Annotated in this window: 22 protein-coding genes and 2 other annotated features; of the genes, 9 read left to right on the forward strand and 13 right to left on the reverse strand. The window is 36.4% G+C overall.

Translation table 11 applies throughout. The features are described from left to right. The 3 genes from trpD to trpE are packed head-to-tail and all read right to left on the reverse strand — an operon-like array spanning position 1 to position 3,025. The gene (trpD, locus tag V7S50_RS05845) at positions 1 to 1,026 is read right to left on the reverse strand and encodes an anthranilate phosphoribosyltransferase (RefSeq protein WP_242250995.1); all 1,026 of its coding nucleotides are present in this window, start codon (positions 1,024 to 1,026) and stop codon (positions 1 to 3) included. Then, positions 1,023 to 1,610 (reverse strand): anthranilate synthase component II, encoded by a 588-nt coding sequence (locus V7S50_RS05850; protein WP_242250993.1) that lies wholly within the window; start codon positions 1,608 to 1,610, stop codon positions 1,023 to 1,025. The genes trpD and V7S50_RS05850 overlap by 4 nt, the downstream gene beginning before the upstream one ends. Further along, positions 1,607 to 3,025, reverse strand: coding sequence for an anthranilate synthase component I (gene trpE / locus V7S50_RS05855; RefSeq protein ID WP_242250991.1), 1,419 nt, complete (start codon positions 3,023 to 3,025; stop codon positions 1,607 to 1,609). Before trpE ends, V7S50_RS05850 begins: the two co-directional genes overlap by 4 nt. Positions 3,026 to 3,077: 52 nt before the next feature. Continuing rightward, positions 3,078 to 3,322 (reverse strand) — a binding site (T-box leader). Positions 3,323 to 3,364: 42 nt separating this feature from the next. Beyond that, positions 3,365 to 3,602 (reverse strand) — a binding site (T-box leader). Positions 3,603 to 3,908: 306 nt separating this feature from the next. Here trpE and putP point away from each other — a divergent pair. Together putP and V7S50_RS05865 are read left to right on the forward strand one after the other, a co-directional pair. Beyond that, entirely contained in the window at positions 3,909 to 5,381 is a 1,473-nt protein-coding gene (gene putP, locus V7S50_RS05860; RefSeq protein ID WP_242250989.1) for a sodium/proline symporter PutP, read from the forward strand. A 163-nt stretch (positions 5,382 to 5,544) separates the two neighbouring features. Continuing rightward, complete coding sequence (locus tag V7S50_RS05865; RefSeq protein WP_242250988.1) at positions 5,545 to 5,943, forward strand: Ig-like domain-containing protein; 399 nt, start codon at positions 5,545 to 5,547, stop codon at positions 5,941 to 5,943. Positions 5,944 to 5,967: 24 nt separating this feature from the next. On the opposite strand, the gene V7S50_RS05870 is transcribed toward V7S50_RS05865, so the two are convergent. Together V7S50_RS05870 and V7S50_RS05875 are read right to left on the reverse strand one after the other, a co-directional pair. Further along, positions 5,968 to 6,363 (reverse strand): PH domain-containing protein, encoded by a 396-nt coding sequence (locus V7S50_RS05870; protein WP_242250987.1) that lies wholly within the window; start codon positions 6,361 to 6,363, stop codon positions 5,968 to 5,970. Positions 6,364 to 6,439: 76 nt separating this feature from the next. Beyond that, positions 6,440 to 7,351: a DMT family transporter gene (locus V7S50_RS05875; RefSeq protein WP_242250986.1), complete on the reverse strand. Its 912-nt coding sequence runs from the start codon at positions 7,349 to 7,351 to the stop codon at positions 6,440 to 6,442. A 203-nt stretch (positions 7,352 to 7,554) separates the two neighbouring features. On the opposite strand from V7S50_RS05875, the gene V7S50_RS05880 reads away from it, so the two are divergent. The 6 genes from V7S50_RS05880 (at position 7,555) to exsF (ending at position 12,771) form a co-directional block, all read left to right on the forward strand. Next, entirely contained in the window at positions 7,555 to 8,286 is a 732-nt protein-coding gene (locus tag V7S50_RS05880; protein WP_242250985.1) for an alpha/beta hydrolase, read from the forward strand. Between the two features lie 92 nt (positions 8,287 to 8,378). Beyond that, positions 8,379 to 8,897 (forward strand): YjcG family protein, encoded by a 519-nt coding sequence (locus tag V7S50_RS05885; protein WP_242250984.1) that lies wholly within the window; start codon positions 8,379 to 8,381, stop codon positions 8,895 to 8,897. A gap of 1 nt (position 8,898) precedes the next feature. Then, positions 8,899 to 9,321, forward strand: a complete 423-nt coding sequence (locus V7S50_RS05890; RefSeq protein WP_242250983.1) for a GNAT family N-acetyltransferase — start codon at positions 8,899 to 8,901, stop codon at positions 9,319 to 9,321. A gap of 99 nt (positions 9,322 to 9,420) precedes the next feature. Continuing rightward, on the forward strand, positions 9,421 to 11,487 hold the full coding sequence (locus V7S50_RS05895; protein ID WP_242250982.1) for an ATP-dependent helicase: 2,067 nt from the start codon (positions 9,421 to 9,423) through the stop codon (positions 11,485 to 11,487). 142 nt (positions 11,488 to 11,629) lie between these two features. Then, entirely contained in the window at positions 11,630 to 12,100 is a 471-nt protein-coding gene (gene cotY / locus V7S50_RS05900) for a spore coat protein CotY (RefSeq protein ID WP_242250981.1), read from the forward strand. Between the two features lie 167 nt (positions 12,101 to 12,267). Continuing rightward, entirely contained in the window at positions 12,268 to 12,771 is a 504-nt protein-coding gene (gene exsF, locus V7S50_RS05905) for an exosporium protein ExsF (RefSeq protein ID WP_063224587.1), read from the forward strand. Positions 12,772 to 12,848: 77 nt separating this feature from the next. Here exsF and V7S50_RS05910 read toward each other — a convergent pair whose 3' ends face one another. Both V7S50_RS05910 and V7S50_RS05915 read right to left on the reverse strand, forming a co-directional pair. Continuing rightward, positions 12,849 to 13,034 (reverse strand): hypothetical protein, encoded by a 186-nt coding sequence (locus V7S50_RS05910; RefSeq protein ID WP_063224588.1) that lies wholly within the window; start codon positions 13,032 to 13,034, stop codon positions 12,849 to 12,851. Between the two features lie 101 nt (positions 13,035 to 13,135). Further along, positions 13,136 to 13,495, reverse strand: a complete 360-nt coding sequence (locus V7S50_RS05915) for a DUF1360 domain-containing protein (protein WP_063224589.1) — start codon at positions 13,493 to 13,495, stop codon at positions 13,136 to 13,138. Positions 13,496 to 13,620: 125 nt separating this feature from the next. On the opposite strand from V7S50_RS05915, the gene V7S50_RS05920 reads away from it, so the two are divergent. After that, positions 13,621 to 14,079 carry a CotY/CotZ family spore coat protein gene (locus tag V7S50_RS05920; RefSeq protein ID WP_063224590.1) on the forward strand — a complete coding sequence of 153 codons (459 nt, stop codon included), beginning with the start codon at positions 13,621 to 13,623 and terminating at the stop codon, positions 14,077 to 14,079. A 55-nt stretch (positions 14,080 to 14,134) separates the two neighbouring features. Here the strand turns inward: V7S50_RS05920 and V7S50_RS05925 are convergent, their stop codons facing one another. The 6 genes from V7S50_RS05925 to V7S50_RS05950 all read right to left on the reverse strand — a co-directional run bounded on the left by V7S50_RS05925 (position 14,135) and on the right by V7S50_RS05950 (position 18,837). After that, positions 14,135 to 14,674 carry a spore coat CotO family protein gene (locus V7S50_RS05925; RefSeq protein WP_063224591.1) on the reverse strand — a complete coding sequence of 180 codons (540 nt, stop codon included), beginning with the start codon at positions 14,672 to 14,674 and terminating at the stop codon, positions 14,135 to 14,137. Between the two features lie 141 nt (positions 14,675 to 14,815). Further along, the gene (gene fabI, locus V7S50_RS05930; RefSeq protein WP_000421885.1) at positions 14,816 to 15,586 is read right to left on the reverse strand and encodes an enoyl-ACP reductase FabI; all 771 of its coding nucleotides are present in this window, start codon (positions 15,584 to 15,586) and stop codon (positions 14,816 to 14,818) included. A gap of 109 nt (positions 15,587 to 15,695) precedes the next feature. Beyond that, the gene (gene rfbD / locus V7S50_RS05935) at positions 15,696 to 16,550 is read right to left on the reverse strand and encodes a dTDP-4-dehydrorhamnose reductase (protein ID WP_098555438.1); all 855 of its coding nucleotides are present in this window, start codon (positions 16,548 to 16,550) and stop codon (positions 15,696 to 15,698) included. A gap of 11 nt (positions 16,551 to 16,561) precedes the next feature. Continuing rightward, positions 16,562 to 17,530, reverse strand: coding sequence for a dTDP-glucose 4,6-dehydratase (gene rfbB, locus V7S50_RS05940; protein WP_098555436.1), 969 nt, complete (start codon positions 17,528 to 17,530; stop codon positions 16,562 to 16,564). A gap of 15 nt (positions 17,531 to 17,545) precedes the next feature. After that, complete coding sequence (gene rfbC / locus V7S50_RS05945) at positions 17,546 to 18,091, reverse strand: dTDP-4-dehydrorhamnose 3,5-epimerase (RefSeq protein ID WP_098555435.1); 546 nt, start codon at positions 18,089 to 18,091, stop codon at positions 17,546 to 17,548. An 8-nt stretch (positions 18,092 to 18,099) separates the two neighbouring features. Continuing rightward, positions 18,100 to 18,837 carry a sugar phosphate nucleotidyltransferase gene (locus V7S50_RS05950; protein WP_098555433.1) on the reverse strand — a complete coding sequence of 246 codons (738 nt, stop codon included), beginning with the start codon at positions 18,835 to 18,837 and terminating at the stop codon, positions 18,100 to 18,102. Positions 18,838 to 18,846: the final 9 nt, after the last annotated feature.

An 18,846-nucleotide genomic window follows, 5' to 3' on the forward strand; every position in this document is an offset into this window, starting at 1 on the left:
TTAATTCACCCTTTCTAATTTTTCATTACTTGCTGTAATTAATAAGTTTAGTTTCGCTAATGCTTTTCCAGAGTCAATGCTATGTGCTGCGAGTTTAATTCCTTCTTCAATTGTTTCTGCTTTTCCATTTGCGAAAAGGGCCAGACCTGCATTTAATAAAACAGTATCGCGATAGACGCTCTTTTCTCCGCTTAATACTCCAAGCGTAATCTTTGCATTTTCTTTCGAATTCCCACCTCTTATCTCTTCGTTTTTCACTATTGGAAAACCATATTTCTCAGGTTCAATACTCGTTTCTACTATTTCATTATCTTTTAAAATAACAACATGATTTTCTCCTTGCAATGATGCTTCATCTAAAAATCCACTTCCGTTTACGACAAGTGCTTGTTTTCTTCCTAGTTTCTGTAATACTTGTGCAACTGGTAGTAACATATCTCGTTTATAAATGCCGACAAATTGTGTTTCTAAATTCACCGGATTTGTTAAAGGGCCTATTAAGTTAAAGATCGTCGGAACATTTAATTCTTTTCTTATTTTCATAATGCGCCTTAATGCTGGGTGCATCGCTGGTGCGAATAAAAATGCGATTCCGACATGCTCTAATAAATAATCAATTTCGTTTGGCGTACTACTAATATTTACACCGAGTTCTTCTAATAAATCCGCACTTCCTGTTTTACTAGAAACAGCACGATTACCATGTTTTGCAACTTTTACACCTGATCCCGCCAGTACAAATGCCGATGTTGTGCTAATATTAAACGTTTGAGCACCGTCACCACCTGTCCCGCAATTGTCCATCGCACCTTGTATATGATTCGAAAACGGTAATGCCTTTTCGTGAAGAGCTCGAACAAGACCGTATATTTCTTCTGCTGTTTCACCTTTCGCTTTCAGTAAGACTAAGAAAGCTGCAATTTCACTTTCCAATATATTTTCATTTAATAAAAGAAGCCCTGCTCTATACATCTCCTCTTCTGTTAAATGTTGCCCCTCCACTAATTTACGAAGATAGTTATTCATACTCTTTCCTCCTCTTTCACTTCGCCTAAAAAGGCACGTATTAACTTTCCGCCTTCTTCTGTTGCGATTGATTCCGGATGAAACTGTAATCCAAAGAGCGGATAATAATTGTGACGAACTGCCATAATTTCTCCGTCGTCCATCGCTGTCGCTAGTATGTCAAAACACTCTGGTAAGCTCGTTTGTGCTGCAACAAGCGAGTGGTAGCGCATCGCCGTTAATGGCTGTTTTACATATGAAAAGATTGAAGCCCCATTATGTTTCACACGTGATGTTTTTCCATGTTTAATGCGTTCCGCTCTAACAATTTCTCCTCCAAATGCCGATATAATTGCTTGATGACCAAGGCAAATACCTAATATGGGAACGTTCTTATAAAAATGATGGATGACATCAATACAAATCCCAGCATCTTCTGGTTTTCCTGGTCCTGGTGAAAGCACAATTCCTTTTGGGTTCATCTCTTCTAACTGCCCTATCGTTATTTCATCATTTCTTACGACTACAATTTCTTCTTCGTATTCCCCTAACAATTGATACAAGTTATATGTGAATGAATCATAATTATCGATCAGTACAATCATTTCATTACCTCCAAAAGCGCTCTCGCTTTATTTAACGTTTCTTCATATTCAGCTACTGGTTCTGAATCATAAACGATGCCCGCTCCTGCCTGAACGTATGCTTTTTCATCTTTTACGACCATTGTTCGAATGGCAAGCGCCATATCAAGATTTCCAGAAAAACTAACGTATCCAACTGCACCGGCGTATACATTTCTTTTTTCATTCTCTAGTTCATTTATAATTTCCATTGCCCTAATTTTCGGAGCGCCTGAAACGGTTCCTGCTGGTAAGCAGTACGCTAATGCATCAAATCCACTCATTAGTTTTCGCAATGTTCCGTAAACTTCAGATACAATGTGCATAACGTGAGAATATTTTTCTACTTTCATATATTTATCTATCGTAACTGAGCCGATTTCACTCACTCTACCAATATCGTTTCGCCCAAGATCTACAAGCATCATATGCTCTGCTCGCTCTTTCTCATTTTCTAACAGTTCTTTTTCAATTACAGCATCTTGCTCCTTCGTTTTTCCCCTTGGCCTCGTACCCGCAATTGGATTTGTCATCACTTTCTCGTCTCTTACTGATAACAAACTTTCTGGCGAAGAACCGAGTACAACATAATCTTGAAAATCGATATAAAACATATATGGTGATGGGTTTGCAATGCGCAGTTTGCGGTATAAAGCGAAAGGATCACCAATACATTCACTTTGCAAACGCTGAGATAATACGACTTGGAATATGTCCCCGGCTCGAATGTGTTCTTTCGCCGTTTCTACCATCGCGCAAAATTCTTTTTCCGTTATAGAAGAAGTGAATGATAATGTTGATTTTATTTCAGTTACTTCAGCTTCTTCTCCCTGTAGCAATTCCTCTTTGTATGCTCGCAGCCTTTCGTATACTTCTTCATAAGAAGCTACATCATCTTCCCTGCATACATATACAAATGATAATTTTTGGCGTAAGTGGTCATATACGATAAACTCACGATATAGTAAAAGGTGTACTTCTGGAATATTTAATGGGTCGTGTAAATCCACGCCTATATTTTCATATTGCCGAATGACATCATAGCCAATATAACCAACTGCTCCTCCGCAAAATGGAAGTGGACTGTCTACTTGTGTTGACACGATTACTTCTTCTAACACTTGTAGTACGTTACCTTGCAACTCTTCTGTTTGACCGTAAATCGTTCGTTCCACTTCTGTACCGATACTTTTCACTTCACCATACGGATTACACCCTAAGTAAGAATAGCGTCCTTTATCTTGATGAAGTTGTGAGCTTTCTAATAAGAACCTCTTCTTACCTTTCATACGTCTATATAAAGAAATTGGCGTAATGCTATCTCCTTCTTCTTCAGCGATTACTAAAAATGTTTTTCTTTGTTCTTTTTGTTTTATAAATTCCTCTTTTGTCATCATGTCTTTCACCTCATCCTGAAAAATAAAAAAGTCCTCTACATATCAAAAATATGTAGAGGACGATAAGTTTACCGTGGTACCACCTCATGTTGGACGCAAAAGCATCCCGCTTTATTCAGGTACAAAATATATACCTTATCCTTGTAACGGCGGAACCCGGGTTGCCTACTGAAAATAATTGTTCAGCATACCTCTCGTAAGCCCATTCCGCATATGGCACCGCACCGGGCTCCCACCTATCCCCGGCTCTCTGTAACGTCTCCAATATACGTACTCTTCTTACTTAAACGATTTCATTTATTTAATTTTTTATACACAAAAAGGGAGTACTCATCCTATAGAAAGGACGGGTACTCCCGTGGTGCCACCTTAATTCGTTACGAACGTAACGCACTTTACCGTATCAAAAACAATACGTGTCTCTTGTATCGATGAGATCATGTCGCCAAAGCCTACTTCTTTCGTTTCGGTTTGGAAGCTCCGAAGCCCATTCCACATCAATTCCATACTGATTCGCACCAACCATCAGCTCTCTGACATGTTCATCATGTGTACTCTTCTTCATCAACGCTTGCATTTTTTTAAGTTGCACTCATTATAGACCTAACTTTTTTCACAAGTCAATACTTTTTAAAAAATTTTATTTTTCTCTCCTTTCAATATTATATTGACAAAACAACCTCTTTTTATGTAAATATAATAAATACTCTATTAAAATTAAGTTTTTTTGTCTGAATGTTATATATTAAAAAAGTAAAATGACGTCAAAAAACGCTTACATTTCTGAAAATTCATATTTCTGTATGGATTTTTCAGAATAATCATGATAGATTATAAATATGCATAACGCATCAAAAGACATGACAAAAGGAAGGGGAACTACATGAGTACGCAGATGTTAACTTTAACTTCAATCTCTATCTACATGCTCGGGATGTTAGTAATTGGCTATTTCGCCTATAAACGAACGTCCAACTTAACAGATTATATGCTTGGCGGGCGTACACTAGGCCCCGCAGTAACAGCATTAAGTGCTGGAGCCTCCGATATGAGTGGTTGGCTTTTAATGGGCTTACCCGGTGCAATGTTTAGCGTTGGATTAAGTAGTAGTTGGATTGCGATCGGCCTAACACTAGGCGCATACGCAAACTGGCTTTATGTCGCTCCTCGCTTACGTACCTACTCTGAAATGGCAAACAACTCTATTACTATCCCAGAATTTTTGGAACATCGTTTCCACGACAAATCTCACATGCTACGCTTAGTATCTGGACTTGTTATTATGATTTTCTTTACTTTTTATGTAGCTTCAGGATTAGTTTCAGGCGCTGTATTATTTGAAAATTCATTTGGTATGAACTACCATGTGGGATTATTCATTGTTGCAGGCGTTGTTGTCGCTTACACATTATTTGGTGGTTTCTTAGCAGTAAGTTGGACAGACTTCGTACAAGGAATCATTATGGTTGTTGCTCTTATTCTTGTTCCTATCGTAACAATTATGAATTCGAACGGACTTGGACCTGCATTTGATACAATTCGATCTGTTGATCCAACACGTCTGGATATTTTTAAAGGTGCCTCTACTTTAGGGATTATTTCTTTATTCGCATGGGGCCTTGGTTATGTTGGACAACCTCATATTATCGTACGCTTTATGGCGATTTCCTCTGTAAAAGAAATTAAAAGCGCACGAAGAATTGGTATGAGCTGGATGATTTTCTCTGTTGTCGGAGCTATGTTTACTGGTCTTATCGGTATTGCTTACTACTCACAACAAGAGTTAACATTATCTAACCCAGAGACAATTTTCCTTGAACTAGGAAAAATTTTATTCCATCCACTTATTACTGGATTTTTATTAGCTGCGATTTTAGCAGCGATTATGAGTACAATTTCATCTCAGTTACTCGTTACTTCTAGTGCTATAACAGAAGATTTATATCGTACATTCTTTAAACGTTCTGCTTCTGATAAAGAACTTGTATTTGTCGGTCGTATGGCTGTACTTGTTATTGCATTAGTTGGGTGTGCATTAGCGTTTAAACAAAATGATACGATTTTAGCTCTTGTTGGATACGCTTGGGCTGGATTTGGTTCTTCATTCGGACCTGCTATTTTATTAAGCTTATATTGGAAACGCATGACAAAATGGGGCGCACTTGCTGGTATGATTTCTGGTGCTGCGACTGTTATTATATGGACACAATTTAAATTCTTAAAAGACTTCTTATATGAAATGATTCCTGGTTTCGCTATTAGTTTACTAGTGATCATAATTGTTAGTTTACTAACGCAACCTTCAAAAGAAGTTGAAAAACAATTTGAGGATTTTGAAAAACAACATAATCTATAAAGGGAAAGCTCTGCTGTTATCGTATCAGCAGAGCTTTCTTTTTATCAAAGTTCGACAATCTTCTGTTCGAATTTAACAATTTCTTTATGTTTCGTTAAATTAAACATAACACTACTCCTTTATAGTAATACTATCAGCACTTATACAGAAAGGGGACTCCAACATGTTAGCAGCTTTCCAGCAACAACAAATACGAAAATTTTCACCTATCACAAATACTTCTGCGTCTTGTTTGAACATACAACCTAATCCACCTAAAATTTCAATTGCTCCTTCTGTTATTTCAGTCATCGGTGTTCATATGGAAAAAAATAAGTTGAAAGTAAGAACGGGACAAAGCATTGAGTTATCAGCTTCCGTTTTGCCAGTGCAAGCAACGAATAAAGAACTTATTTGGACAAATATGAATGCTGATGTCATCACAATGTATCCAAAAGGTGATACGGTAACGATTACTGGAAAAAGTGCCGGAAGAGCAGTCGTAATTGTCACAACCACTGAAGGAAAGTTCCGTGACCTATGTATCATTCATGTACAACCTTATATGACAAATCCAAAGTAAAAGAGTGGCTTCGTAGCCACTCTTTTACTTTGTTTCAATGTGTGGATTTTTACTTTTAACTAAATTGATGAATTGTTCCTTATCTTTAGGAGAAATAATTTCTGTTTTATGTGTGCAGTAAACAATTTCAAGTCGGTCAAATGATAAAGCATGAGCTGATATTGGGTTTTTCGTACTTGAAATTTGTTTTATATCTCGTATAAATATGCGCTTTTTAACGAAACCTGATCTAATAGTAATTGTTTCTTCTCCGACAATATATTTTGTTGAAAACCAACTCCAAATAAATAATATGGCTAATGGGATTGTGAAAAACAAAAGAAAATGTTCTCTTCCTGCAAATATTGGAGCAAAACAGGCACCTACAACAATAAAAAAGATTGGATATAACCATGCATCCTTTTTTGATGGAAATTCCATTGCACTCCCCCTTCTACACCCGTATTTCTATAAAACAAAAAGAGAAGTATCACAACTTCTCTTTTCTCCCCTAACACTATAATTCCTGTGTATACACCGGCTCGTTTACGACATTTTTTGCTGTTCGCTTTTGTTGCTGTAATAAGAAAACAGATACACCAAACAATACGAGCATGCTACCGATAATTTGCATTGCATTTAATTTTTCTCCAAGTAAGAAGAACGCAAGTATAGATGCTCCAACAGGTTCTCCTAAAATACTCATTGAAATTGTCGTTGCATTTACGTAGTTTAATAACCAATTATTAATGACGTGCGACACTGTCGGCACGACCGCAAGTAAAAGAAAAACGGTCCAATCCCACTTCGTATAACCTGTAAAAGGTACTTGTAATATGACATTATAAATCCCCATAAAAAGACCTGCGAACGCAAAGACTGTAAAACTATAAATCCAGTGTGATACTTTCTTTACTGTCGTTTGCCCGATAAATAAATAACCGACAACCGCTATTACACTTAAAAAGGATAATATATCTCCATAAATTGCTTGTTCACTTAGCCCTAAATCTCCCCACCCAATACACATTACGCCTAGTATCGCAATTCCCATTGTCGCAATAGCTGAGTATGTTGTTCTTTCTTTAAATAAGAAAAAACCCCCAACTAAAGATATGATCGGTTGAAGCGCTAAAATGATCGTCGAACTAGCAACTGTCGTATGCTTTAAAGATTCAAACCATAAAAGAAAATGAAGTGCTAAAAAGAAACCAGATCCAATTAAAAAGCCCCAATCTTTCATTTGAATCCTATTAAATTCCTCTCTTTTTTTCCATACGATAGGCAGCATAATAAATACGATAATCCATAAGCGGTACATACTTAATATTGAAGATGGTGCTGAGGACATCTTTACAAAAACTGCTGCAAAGGAAATGGCAATTATAGAAATAGCCAATGGTAGTGCGATTGATTTTTCTTGTTTCAAATCCTGTCTCCCCTCTCACCTGTCAAAAATCCCACTTCATTATATCCGTTTTCTTTCGTAACTTAAATACTAATTTTTTAGATTCTTCGTACCATTATGGTAAAATAGAAATTAAGGCACCAATTAGTGAATATTTCTTTCCTTTTCACTACAAGCGTCGCTCTTACAATCGTTACAGTAAATTTTTATTTAGGGGGATCTACATGAGTCAAACAATAGGGAGAATTGAAGAAATTTCATTTTATAGCGCATCACTTCAAGAAGACGTTACACTTCTCGTTTATTTACCAGTAAATTACACACCACTGCACAAACATACAGTTGTAATTGCACAAGATGGTAGAGATTATTTTCAGCTTGGTAAAGCGCACCGTGTAATTGAGCGCCTTCGTGAAACTGAAGAAATTGACCGTACAATTATCGTCGGTATTCCATATAAAAATGTACACGATCGTAAAGAAAAATATTTCCCAAATGAAGTAAAAAACGCTGCTTATATTCGTTTCCTTGCTCATGAACTTGCACCGTATATTGATGAAAATTATCCAACGTACCAAATGGGAAAAGGTCGTGTGTTAATTGGTGATTCTCTTGGCGGAACAGTTTCCTTTATGACTGCACTTATGTATCCGCATACATTCGGTAAAGTCGTTATGCAATCACCATTTGTGGACGAAACAGTGATGAACTTAGCAAAAGACTTCAAAAATCCAGAGGCACTAGAGCTTTATCACGTCATTGGGACAGAAGAAACAGCTGTAAAGCGCACTGATGGGCAAGTATCTGATTTCGTACAACCGAACCGTGAGCTCAATACACTTCTGACAGATAGAAATTTCATCACGCATTACGAGGAGTTTGAAGGTAATCATACGTGGAAATATTGGCAAACTGATTTACCGAAAGCTTTCTCTCGTATGCTATCAATGAAATAATAGAGAGCAGTATTCAGAATAATTTGATATAATAGGTTAAGAGAGTTATTTTCTCAAAATCTAACTAGACTTACAAAGGGAGGAATTGGAACATGAAATTAGGCATTGTAATTTTTCCATCTAAAATGATTCAAGATAAAGCGAACGGATTGCGTAAACGTTATGATCCGCACTACGCATTAGTTCCGCCACATATTACATTGAAAACACCCTTTGAGACGCAAGAAGATCAACTAGAATCGATTGTAAACGAGTTACATACAATCGCAAGTAAAACGAACCCTTTCACCCTTCATGTCGGAAAAGTTGGTTCATTCGCACCTGTTAATAATGTTCTTTATTTTAAAGTAGAAAAAACACCTGAACTTACTTTCTTAAATGAGGAAATGCATAGCGAATTCTTCACACAAGAACGCGAATACGCTTTCGTACCCCATTTAACAATCGGACAAGGCTTATCAGATGCAGAGCATGCTGATGTATTAGGTCGATTACGTATGAAAGATTTCTATTATGAACAACCAATTGATCGCTTCCATCTTCTATATCAATTAGAAAATGGGACATGGACTGTACATGAAACATTCCGCCTTGGAAAGGGGAACAACTAATTTGCACGCACAGATCGTACAAACAGACGAACAACTAAGAGATGCATTCTCTGTACGTAAGCAAGTATTTGTGAATGAACAACAAGTTTCTGCCGAAGAAGAGTATGATGAGTTTGAAGAAACTTCGATACACGTTGTTATATACGATAATGATATTCCCGTTGGTGCTGGTCGTTTTCGCACCATTGATGGCATTGGAAAAATGGAGCGTATTTGTGTACTAGCTTCCCATCGCAAAAAAGGCATTGGAAAAATTATTATGGATGCACTTGAAGCACATGCGAAGGAACACTCGCTACCAAAATTGAAGCTGCATGCCCAAACACATGCTGAAGACTTCTATAAAAAACTTGGATATGTAACGAATTCTGATGTATTTATGGAAGCAAATATTCCTCACATCGTTATGATAAAAGAATTGTAATTTGAAAACAGGAGGTATCCCCTCCTGTTTTTTACATTGCTATTTTCTTTTTCTTCCGCTAAAGTTAAATGTTGATGCTATAGTTTTGAAGGTGAATATATGACACAAGAAAAATTTTCACAAAAATCATTAACGCACGCTGATATTCCACGTGCAACATATCATATTCCGAAAACATCTACCCATTTAATTATGGAAGAGGATGCAGATGCGGCGTATTTCCGCGCGCTCGAACAGCAAAATGTATTTTTAAACGAAAAACAGTTAGAGGCCGTCCGAACGACAGAAGGTCCTGTTCTTACATTGGCTGGTGCTGGAAGCGGAAAAACATCTGTTTTAACAACCCGCGTAGGTTATTTAGTAAATGTAAAACAAGTTCATCCGCGAAATATTTTATTGCTTACATTTACACAAAAAGCGGCTGAAGAAATCCGAAATCGTGTAGCGAATTTACCAGGTATGAATCATGCGGCAAGTAGCTACGTTGTTGCTGGTACGTTCCACTCTGTCTTTTTAAAATTGCTTCGTAGTCAAGGATATAATCAGCAAATTTTAGCAAACGAAAAACATAAACAAATTATGATAAAGAAAATTTTAAAAGAGTTACGTTTAAAAGATGATTATGATGCTGAAACGATGCTCGCGATGATTTCACTTGAGAAAAACAAATTGAATCGTCCGAAAGATGTAAAAGCAAAAACACCCGTTGAACAAGAATTTAAAGAAGTATATGAGCGTTTTGAAGAAGTGAAACAACGATATAATTATATCGATTTCGATGACATCTTATTAGAAACATATTATATGTTAGAAAATAATGCTCCTTTGCTTACTCAATTACAACAACGTTTCCACTATATTGAAGTAGATGAGTTCCAAGATACATCGTATGCACAATATGAAATTGTAAAATTGTTAGCTTCGCCAAGAAATAATTTGTTTATCGCAGGTGATGACGATCAGGCGATATATGGCTGGCGAGGAGCAAGTCACCAAATTATTTTATCTTTTCCGAAAGAATTTGATAACACTACGATTATCGCACTTAATACGAATTATCGATCCAATCCTTTTATCGTCGGACTTGGAAATGAAGTTATCAAACTAAATCAAGAGCGTTTTGATAAAGAGCTATATTCTGTGCGCGAAGAAGGTGTACAACCTTTTTACGCAAGACCGGCTACGACTCTTGATGAAGCAAACCAAATTTTACAGCTCATTCAAGAAAAGGTAGATAGCGGTGAACGAAACTATAAAGATTTTTGTTTACTGTATCGCACACATTCTGTAAGCCGTTCGTTACTTGATCAGCTTACAATTCATAAAATCCCATTTATTAAGCACGGTGCGAGTCAGTCATTTTATGAACATTCTTTAATTAAGCCTGTATTAGACCATTTAAGACTGGTGATTGAGCCGTTTCGATTAGAATCCCTTTCAAACATATTGCCAACGATGTATATCGGGCGTGATGATTGTATTTCATTTATTGAACGTGAACAATGGAAATATGGTGAAGGTCGTTTTCCTTCTCTTCTTCATTTCTTACTATTAAATCCAAGCTTGAAGCCTTTTCAAGTGAAAAAAGTAAATGAGCGTATCGATTTTATTAAATTTATAAAAGAATTAGAACCGAAAAAAGCATTAAAAGAAATTATTCATGGTAAAGGAAAGTATTTAGAGTACTTACAAAGTAACGATCGTTCTTCCTTTACGATGCATAAAGATATACAAGAAGAAATGTTAGAAGAATTAATGGAGTCGGCAAATCGTTTCACCGATATTCCAGCTTATTTACAATTTATTAGTGATGCAATTCAAGGTCAAAAGGAAATGGAAGCATTAAAAACAATGCCGCAAAAAGATGCTGTTTCGCTTATGTCTATTCATAACGCAAAAGGCCTTGAATTTCCATGCGTCTTTTTACTTGGAGCGAGCGATGGTATTCTGCCCCACACTTCTTCTTTAAAAGATGCTAACGATCGTGTTACAGAGACTTCTGAAGCTTTAGAAGAAGAACGCCGACTACTTTATGTCGCAATTACACGGGCGAAAGAAGAACTTTATATTTCCTCTCCGCAATTTTTTAGAGGAAAAAAATTAGACATATCTCGTTTTTTATACACTGTGCGAAAAGATTTACCTGAAAAGACATCCACTAAATAAGGATGTCTTTTTTTATATTGTATTATGTACATCCCTACTATATAAATTCCCTGCTTTTATCGTAAGAATTAACGTAATATCAACCATATCTCACTCATATTGTAATAGTGTATGTCAGAACTCAGGATAAGGAGTGAACATAATGAGCTGCAATTGTAACGAAGACCATCATCACCATGATTGTGATTTCAACTGTGTATCAAATGTCGTTCGTTTTATACATGAATTACAAGAATGCGCAACTACAACATGCGGATCTGGTTGCGAAGTTCCATTTTTAGGAGCACATAACACTACATCAGTAGCGAATACACGTCCTTTTATTTTATACACAAAAACTGGCGATCCTTTTCAAGCATTTGCACCATCAGGAAGTCTTACTAGCTGTAGAACTCCAATTTTCCGTGTTGAAAGCATTGATGATGATGATTGTGCTGTGTTACGTGCATTAACTGTAGTACTGGGTGATGGTTCCCCTGTTCCAATTGATAACGATCCAATTTGTACGTTTTTAAATGTACCAAATGCAAGGTTAATATCGACATCTATTTGCCTTACTGTTGATTTAAGCTGCTTCTGCGCTATTCAATGCTTGCGTGATGTTACAATTTAAAACTAAATAATGAGTTAAGCATGGATTGGGTGGCAGAATTCTCTGCCACCCAATCCATGCTTAAAAGGTATTATTATGTATTTTTTATAAAATTGGGAACTTGTCTAGAACATAGAACCTGTCCTTTTCATTAACTGAAAGTAGAAACAGATAAAGGAGTGAAAAACATGTACTCTTCTGATTGCGAATTTACGAAAATCGATTGCGAGGCAAAACCGGCTAGTTCACTACCTGCCTTCGGTTTTGCTTTCAACGCTTCTGCACCTCAGTTCGCTTCACTATTTACACCATTACTATTACCTAGTGTAAGTCCAAACCCCAATATTACTGTTCCTGTAATAAATGATACAGTAAGTGTTGGAGATGGTATCCGAATTCTACGAGCTGGTATTTATCAAATCAGTTATACATTAACAATTAGTCTTGATAACGCACCTGTTGCACCAGAAGCTGGTCGTTTCTTCTTATCATTAAATACACCAGCTAACATTATTCCTGGATCAGGTACAGCGGTTCGTTCTAACGTTATTGGTACTGGTGAAGTAGACGTATCCAGTGGTGTTATTCTTATTAACTTAAACCCTGGTGACTTAGTTCAAATTGTACCAGTTGAATTGATTGGAACTGTAGACATCCGTGCGGCAGCATTAACAGTTGCACAAATTAGCTAGTAAAAAGCGGTATTTCTTCACTAGAAATACCGCTTTTTATATGTAGAATAAAAAACACTCACAGTAACATGAGTGTTTCATTCTTCATAGTGTTTTATTGTATTCTTCTTTTTCCCACAATTACATCCTTTTTTCTTTACAAATCCTTGTTGTTGCAATTGTTCTTGATATGCCTGTTGTTGCAATTGGTGTTGTTGCTGTATATGATACCATTGCTGCAGGTCATATGAATTTTGCCTTGGATTATTGCTCACAGCAAACATCTCCTCTACTGTCAATTCTGTCTATTTACTATATGAACAACTCTTTATTTCCGTTCCCTCATTCTTTTAAACTCCGCTTTTTCTCGTATTATACAAATATACTATTCTCCCATAAAATATCCTGTAATCGTTTCAATGATTGCTGCGGCTCCTGCAATAGCTAATAATGCAAGTAACGGTTCTGCAACGATAGGAATCCAATTATATAAAACTAATAAAAAAGCACTAACCCATACACCTGTACACCAATAACAACTTAATAATTCGCCAATCCACTTTCTTAATCCTTTCCCTTTTACTTTTGTAAACGTTGATACACTCCCATCCGGCTCTGTAACCTCTAACTCATCAATAAATGGTCTTCGCAAAAAAGCTGTAATTTTATCATAAACAATTAAACGAGTGAGCCTAAAAGCAGCTAACGCGAAAATAAAAAATAAAAGCCAGCTTGTAAACAGCATAATTCCACCTTCCCTTATCTTCTTTCGCCTATTTAAAAAAAAAGGTCTTGAGATTGTGACCAAATCTCCTCGACTCCAATATCTTATTAATGTAAATACAAACAAGAAGATAAGGAGTGACATTAATGAGTTGTAACGAAAATAAACACCATAGCTCTTCTCATTGTGTAGTTGACGTTGTAAAATTCATCAATGAATTACAAGATTGTTCTAGTTCAACATGTGGTTCTGGTTGTGAAATTCCATTTTTAGGAGCTCATAACACTACATCAGTAGCAAATACACGCCCTTTTATTGTATACACAAAAACTGGAGACCCTTTTCAAGCATTTGCACCATCAGGAAGTCTTACTAGCTGCAGATCTCCAATTTTCCGCGTTGAGAGTGTAGATGATGATAGCTGTGCTGTGCTACGTGTGTTAACTGTAGTATTAGGTGATGGATCCCCTGTACCAATTGATAACGATCCAATCTGTACGTTTTTAAATGTACCAAATGCAAGATTAATATCAACATCTACTTGCATTACTGTTGATTTAAACTGCTTCTGTGCTATTCAGTGCTTACGCGATGTTACTATTTAACAAGTAAACTAAAAAACTATTGGGGTGGTAGAAGCTTTCTACCACCTTTACATATTTAAAAACCGGCCATATCAATCGATTTGATGTCTTCTATAGATAACCTAATATCTCTCATACTATTTGGCGGCATAATAGCTACAATTCCACTACGATACGATATGATTGATCCAACATATGAGACTGTAGCCGTTTTTATTCTGCACCTTACTTTCGGAATGTAATGAGGGCGATTTAATAAAAAATGAATTTTCTCTTCATTATTCATGTCCTTAAATGATTTATTATACGGAACAGTTCTCACTGGCTCTTTCTGTACTTGTTCTTGTACTTGTTCCTCTTCTTCTATTTTTTCTTCTACTTGCTGCTCTTCTTGTTGTTCCTGTTCTTGTTCTATTACCTCTTCCACAGCACTACTTACAACATTTTCATTTCCATTACTTTCCTCTTTCCGATCCTCATTTTCAAAGTTTGTTAAAATAATTCTTTTTATTTTCGGTGCAGCAAGTTCCAAATTTACTTGTGCAATATATAACAACGGTTTTCCAACTGTTGAACTTTTATTTTTATTCTTCACACTCGTCCCTCCCACTTCCATACGTAGCTGAATAAATCGTGTACTATTATAGTTATATTCATAACGTGGTAAGAACTTTCGTTAAAAATCGTTCTTTCTAAGAACAAATAAAAAGGACAATCTCAACATGTAGAGATTGTCCTTTAAAAATTAATATTATATTTATCCTAGGATATGATACCCTGAATCAACGTGAATGTTTTCTCCTGTTACGCCGCGTGCTAAATCACTGAATAAGAATACTGCCGTATCCCCAACTTCTTCTGGAGTTGTTGTACGACGAAGTGGTGCGCGTTCCTCAATTTCTCTTAAGATTGAGTTAAAGTCGCCTACACCTTTTGCAGATAACGTACGAATTGGTCCCGCAGAGATAGCGTTAACGCGAATGCCATGTTGACCTAAATCATTTGCTAAATATTTCACGCTCGCTTCTAATGAAGCTTTCGCAACACCCATAACGTTATAATTTTTCACAACGCGCTCGCCGCCAAGATATGTTAACGTTAAAATATTTCCGCCTTCTGTCATTACTTTCTTCGCTTCTCTTGCTACAGCTGTTAAAGAGAATGCACTAATATTTTGTGCAAGTAAAAATCCATCGCGAGAAGTATCTACAAATTCACCTTTTAAATCGTCACGATTTGCAAAAGCAATACAGTGTGCAACACCGTGAATTGTACCAACTTCTTGCTTGATTGTTTCAAAACAAGCTGTAAGTTCTTCATCATTTGTTACATCACAAGGTAATACAAGTGATTCTTGTCCTTCTAATGTATCCGCTAATTCACGAACGTTTCTCTCTAAACGTTCTCCTGCATATGTGAAGATTAATTTTGCACCTGCATTATGCAAAGAGCGAGCAATTCCCCACGCAATACTTCTTTGGTTCGCAACGCCCATAACAACAAATGTTTTCCCTTGTAATAGTTCCATGATATATCCTCCCAGAAATACTTATACTTGTTATTAGTACCTGATACTATAATTATAGTACCATAAAACCTCTTAAAGGCAAACAAAAAAGTCATTAACGTAAATTTTGTTAATGACTTTTTGTTTCTATAAAAAACCGCTCTAATCCTTCCTCCCAAGAAGGCATTTGTAAAAAACCATTTAATCGTAGCATGTTATGTTGAAAAATAGAATATTTTGGCCGCGCTGCTGCCGCCCCAAATTCTTCGGTTGAAACAGGTAATACATTCACTTTCATTTTTGCATACGAAAATATTTTTTGGGCAAATTCAAACCAAGAACATGAACCTCTATTTGATACATGATACGTACCGTATAAAGAAGTATGAATGAGCTTATTAATCATTACATTTAAATCCGCCACATAAGTAGGAGAACCGATTTGATCCGCTACAACAGATACTTCCGCTCTTTCTTTACCTAATCGCATCATCGTTTTCACAAAATTATTTCCATACTTACCATATAACCACGATGTACGAACGATAAAGTATTTATTATGTAACTCTTTGACAAACTGCTCTCCCGCATACTTAGAAGCTCCGTATATATTGATCGGCGCCGGATGATGAAATTCATCGTATCCCTCCGGTCTATCGCCCTGAAATACATAATCAGTACTAATATAAACTAACTTCGCTCCTACTAATTGTGAAGAAACCGCTACATTTCGAGCTCCTATTGCATTGATTCTATAAGCTAGATCTTGTTCTTTCTCAGCATGATCAACCTTCGTATACGCCGCACAATGAATAATTATATGTGGCCTTATTTCTTGTACCACTTGCTGCATTCGGGATATATTTGTTATATCTAGTAACTTTTTATCAAATGGATATATGTCATATTCTTCAGGATTTAACTCTTCTTGTAGTTGCTTTCCTAATTGACCATTTGCTCCTGTTATGATAACCCGCTCTTTCATTTATATGCCCCTTACTGTTTTAATGGTTTCCACCATTCCTTATTCTTCTCATACCATTGCACTGTTTCTTGTAATCCTTGCTCAAACGTATACCTCGGTTCCCAATCAAATTCATTCTTCATTTTCTCTGCATCAATCGCATAACGACGATCGTGTCCTAAACGGTCTGTCACATATTCAATATCTTTTTTCGTTTTTCCTAAGAGAGTAATGATTTGTTCCACAACATCTATATTTGTTTTTTCATTATTTCCACCTATATTATATACTTCTCCTATACGCCCCTCATGTAGAACAACGTCAATCGCACTACAATGATCCGTTACATGTAACCAATCTCTTACATTTAATCCATCACCATATAACGGTAATTTTTTTCCTTCCAGCGCATTCGTAATCATTAACGGAATTAATTTTTCAGGATATTGATACGGCCCATAGTTATTGGAGCAACGCGTTACTATAACTGGTAATTGATATGTTTTATAATAAGATAAAGCTATCATGTCGGCGCTCGCTTTGCTTGAAGAATATGGACTATTTGGAGCTAACGGGGTTTCCTCGGTAAATCTACCTATCTTACCTAACGAGCCGTACACCTCATCTGTTGATACTTGCACGAGTTTAATATGTGGATATTTTTTTACTAATTCTAATAAGGTGACTGTCCCAATTACATTTGTATCATAAAAAGGAATCGGATTCTCAATACTACGGTCCACATGTGATTCAGCTGCGAAATTTACAATTACTTGCACGTCACGTTCCTTAATAACATATTCCAGCAGCTCTCCATTTTGAATTTCCCCTTTTACAAAATAGTAATTCGGATGATCTTGAATAGACTTTACATTATTTAAGTTTCCACTATATGTTAATGCATCAAAATTAATAATTTTATATGTTTCATAGCTTTGTAACATGTAATGAACAAAATTACTCCCAATAAATCCGGCCCCACCTGTTACTAATATATTCATAAGCAACTCTCCTACTCAAAAGCTATCTTCATATTCCTGAAGTAACGGTAATATTCGATCTTTATCAGACAAAATAGGACTTGTTACCGGCCATGGAATTGCTAATTCTTTATCGTCCCAAATTACCCCTGAGTCATGATCGGCACTATAATACTCATCTACTTTATACATAACAATAGTATGCGGGACAAGTGTACAAAAACCATGTGCAAATCCTTTTGGCACTAATAATTGCCGATGATTATCCGCACTTAAAATATATCCTCTCCACTGTTTAAACGTTGGTGAATCTTTTCGTAAATCAACGATAACATCATAGATTGCCCCTTGCATAACTTGAATAAGTTTCGTTTGTGCTTTCGGATTTTTTTGAAAGTGTAATCCCCGAATCGTTCCCGCTTCTGCTGAATAAGAAATATTATCCTGTACAAATGAATACGTAACCCCTAATGTTTCTAGCACCTTCTTATTATAACTTTCAGTAAAAAAGCCCCGCTCATCTCCAAATAACCTCGGTTCCAACAATTTTGCGTCGGTAAAGTTTGTTTCTAGAACTTTCATATTCTCACCTATTCTCCGTTAAACTGTTTACCAAAGTTTATATCCCGCGCTAACGCATTCGCCCTTTGAAGAGAAACATGAGTTCCCGCATCAGTCCACCAACCACTCATTTCATTATAAGTAAGTACCCCTCGCTTTAAATACCAATTATTAATATCTGTAATTTCAAGTTCTCCCCTTGCGGAAGGTTTTAATTCTTTTATATAAGAAAAGACTTTCGGGTCATACAAATAAATTCCTGTAACTGCATAGGAACTTTTCGGCTCTTTCGGCTTTTCTTCAATTTCAATTATTTTTCGGTTTTGAATATGCGCCACACCAAATCTCTCCGGATCATCTACAGATTGCAGCAGTACTTTCGCACCTTCTTTTTGAGTTGCAAACTCTTCCACGTACGGACGAATGTCATCTGAAAAGATATTATCCCCTAATATAACTACCATACGATCTTTCCCAACGAAATCCTCACAAAGCCCCAATGCTTGTGCAATGCCGCCAGCCTTATCTTGCACACGATACGTAAAGGACACCCCAAACTCTTGACCGCTTCCTAAAAAACTAACAACATCTCCCATATGCTCTTTACCTGTAATAATCATAATATCTGTAATTTCGCATTGTTTTAGCTTATATACCGCATGATAAATCATTGGATAACGTCCAACAGGAAGCAAATGTTTATTCGTTACTTTCGTTATTGGATATAGCCTCGATCCAGTACCGCCTGCTAAAATAATCCCTTTCACTCTGCATCT

Origin of the sequence: Bacillus sp. CCNWLW194 (assembly GCF_037120585.1) — a bacterium.
Classification (GTDB): domain Bacteria; phylum Bacillota; class Bacilli; order Bacillales; family Bacillaceae_G; genus Bacillus_A; species Bacillus_A basilensis.